Source organism: Mesorhizobium sp. M2A.F.Ca.ET.037.01.1.1 (assembly GCF_003998075.1).
In the GTDB taxonomy this organism is placed as follows: domain Bacteria; phylum Pseudomonadota; class Alphaproteobacteria; order Rhizobiales; family Rhizobiaceae; genus Mesorhizobium.
The window spans coordinates 1-2,939 of record NZ_RZSA01000846.1; the positions used below are offsets into that span (position 1 = coordinate 1).

The 2,939-nt window shown below is 64.6% G+C and carries 3 protein-coding genes and 1 pseudogene; 1 reads left to right on the plus strand and 3 read right to left on the minus strand.

Annotation, left to right across the window (positions count from 1 at the left end):
- The 3 genes and pseudogenes from EOA27_RS30050 to EOA27_RS30060 form a co-directional block, all read right to left on the minus strand.
- Positions 1-421, minus strand: a pseudogene (locus EOA27_RS30050) (serine kinase); the annotation flags it as partial.
- Positions 418-849, minus strand: a complete 432-nt coding sequence (locus EOA27_RS30055; RefSeq protein ID WP_126079783.1) for a lasso peptide biosynthesis B2 protein — start codon at positions 847-849, stop codon at positions 418-420. The pseudogene EOA27_RS30050 and the gene EOA27_RS30055, both read right to left, overlap by 4 nt.
- Complete coding sequence (locus EOA27_RS30060) at positions 849-1,136, minus strand: PqqD family protein (RefSeq protein ID WP_042645095.1); 288 nt, start codon at positions 1,134-1,136, stop codon at positions 849-851. The genes EOA27_RS30055 and EOA27_RS30060 overlap by 1 nt, the downstream gene beginning before the upstream one ends.
- Before the next feature lie 456 nt (positions 1,137-1,592).
- Here EOA27_RS30060 and EOA27_RS30065 point away from each other — a divergent pair.
- A partial coding sequence (locus EOA27_RS30065; protein ID WP_127257939.1) for an AMP-binding protein occupies positions 1,593-2,939 on the plus strand: 1,347 nt, incomplete at its 3' end.

A 2,939-nucleotide genomic window follows, 5' to 3' on the forward strand; every position in this document is an offset into this window, starting at 1 on the left:
GGCCGGCCGTGTGCAGCATGTGCTGCCCTCCGGCATCGAGCGCGGCATCCAGCACCATCATCAGCAGCGTCCATTTGATCTTGCTGTCCGGATGGACGCGGATTTCGGCGCAGCTTTCCTTGTCGAGGATCGACAGCGTCTGCTGACCTGGAAAGACGAGGTGGAAGACGTCTCCGGCGTCGATCATCCGGCAATGGCCGTCGAAGGGCACTTCGCCATCGAAAGCCAATTTCCCTTGAGGGTTTTCCTGCAGATCAAGCGTTTCGATGATATCGACACGAAAGCCGGGCCGGGCAGCCTCGCTCACACGCAGCGCGCCGAGCATCAGGTCGAAGCTCGGCCAGAGGTCGGCGCGGGCGGCAGTGACGCTTATGACCTGCCCTTTGAGATCGTAGAAGAAAGTCGTTGTCCGGTCGCTCAAGCAGCGGACGCCTTCACGCTGGGCGGATGGCGGTAGATTTCCACCATGCCTGGCTGACTGTCGCTGACCACCGGCTTGCCGTCGAGGCAGACCCAGCAATGCGCCGACAGGCGGGGCTCGTGCATCGATTTGGCATCGACGCCGAAACGCAGCTCCGGGTCGAGACCGGCCATGCGCAGAAAACGGAAGCCGAGCAGACCCTCGCGAAGACATCTGCGGTCGCGCATGAACCAGGGCCGCCGCACCGTTCGGTTAACGCGCTGGACGATATAGGTCCAGGGCAAGTCACGATAGGGCGCGGGCGAGCGCAGCGGCGCCAGTTTCAACACGCTTTCAAAATCGCGCCGGCCGACCAGCACCGGCAGCAGCCTGGCGCTGAGCCACAAATGGGCGCGGAACAGGGCGCGCAGGACCGGCCCGTCGGTCATCACACGCCCGGGTCGGCGAGGATGCCTTCAGCCACCAACTCGGCGGCCAATTCGGCCATATCCTCGTCGAGCGTTGCCTTGTCGACCTCGAATTCGTCCGACAACAGGTCAATGATCTGGTCGAGGCTGCGCGCGCCATCAACCTTGTCGAGAAAGGCCTCGGTCGTGTCGTTGCAGGTGTAGAGCTGGCCGCTGCGCGCCAACAGCACGACGGCGCCATCGCCGACATGCTGCACCGACGCATCGTCGGCCATCCGAAGCACCGTTTTGGAACCAATCTCGGCCATGCGCCCGCTCCCCTTCGCCCGGGAGCAAATAGCGCGGGACCGCGAGGCTGTCCATCGCCATGGACGGCGGAGGGAACGACAGGCCGTGCCGCGCGGCCCGCCGTGGGGCGAATATTAGCGAGGTCTTGCCTTCCTGCCCTAGCGTAAGCTATGAGTCCGCCGGGCTTTGGGGGAATGATCTGTATGCGTTACAACTGGGAACGGGCTCCGACGGCGTTCGAACGCCATCGGAAGGCGCTTGCGGCGGCGATCCTGATCGCCGGCGGCGTCGGGCTGATGCTGGCGGCGCTGCCGCTCTAAGCCGGCTTACATCACGGACAGCAAGAGCGGCGACGCCATGGCGGCGCCGGACAGGTGCTTGACGGGCGATATCGACGAAAGTCAGGAAGACATGGCCTATGAAAGCGACTTAGGCTATTCCCAGACGGCAAAAAAATGTCCTGGGAGGGAATGTCGATGGCCTCACGCTATCACGAAGTCTATGAGGGCTGGAAGCGCGACCCCGTAGGGTTCTGGGCCGAAGCGGCGAAGGCGATCGACTGGGACAAGCCGGCCGAGAAGGTCTTCGATCCGGCGCAAGGCGTCTATGGCCGCTGGTTCGTCGGCGCTTCCTGCAACACCTGCTACAACGCCATCGACCGCCATGTCGCCGGCGGACGCGCCGACCAGCTGGCGCTGATCCATGACAGCGCGATCACCGGAACGATCCGGAAATTCACCTATGCCGAACTGAAGCGCGAGGTGGTCGCGCTGGCCTCGGTGATGCGGCATCGCGGCGTCGGCAAGGGCGACCGCGTCATCATCTACATGCCGATGGTGGCGGAAGCGGCGATCGCGATGCTGGCCTGCGCGAGGCTAGGCGCCGTGCATTCGGTGGTGTTCGGAGGCTTCGCCTCGCATGAGCTCGCCACCCGTATCGACGACGCCAAGCCGAAGCTGATCGTCAGCGCTTCCTGCGGCCTGGAGCCCGGTCGCATCGTCGCCTACAAGCCGCTGCTCGACAAGGCGATCGAGATGTCGAAGCACAAGCCCGACGCCTGCCTCATCCTGCAGCGCGAGCAACTGCGCTGCGAGATGAAGGACAATTACGACATCGACTATGCCGATGCGGTCGCCCGCGAGCGCGCCGCTGGCGCCAATGTCGACTGCGTGCCGGTGCTGGCCACCGACCCGCTCTACATCATCTACACCTCCGGCACGACCGGCCAGCCGAAGGGCATCGTGCGCGACAATGGCGGCCATATGGTCGCGCTGAAATGGACCATGGACAACGAGTTCGGCGTCAAGCCGGGCGAAGTGTTCTGGGCGGCTTCCGACGTCGGCTGGGTGGTCGGCCATTCCTATATCGTCTACGGGCCGCTTCTGCATGGCTGCACCAGCGTGCTGTTCGAGGGCAAGCCGATCGGCACGCCGGACGCCGGCACCTATTGGCGGGTGATCTCCGAGCATGGCGTCGTGGCGCTGTTCACCGCGCCGACCGCGTTCCGCGCCATCAAGGGGCAGGACCCCAAGGGCGAGTTCGTGCCGAAATACGACCTGTCGAAGTTCCGCACGCTGTTCCTTGCCGGCGAGCGCGCCGACCCCGAGACGATCAAATGGGCCGAGCAGAAGCTCGATCGGCCGGTGATCGACCATTGGTGGCAGACCGAGACCGGCTCGCCGATGACAATCAACCCGGCCGGTCTCGGGCTGCTGCCGGTGAAATACGGATCGCCCGGCGTGCCGATCCCGGGCTATGACATCCGCATCCTCGACGATGCTGGCCACGAAGTGCCGCGCGGCACGCTCGGCAATGTCGTGGTC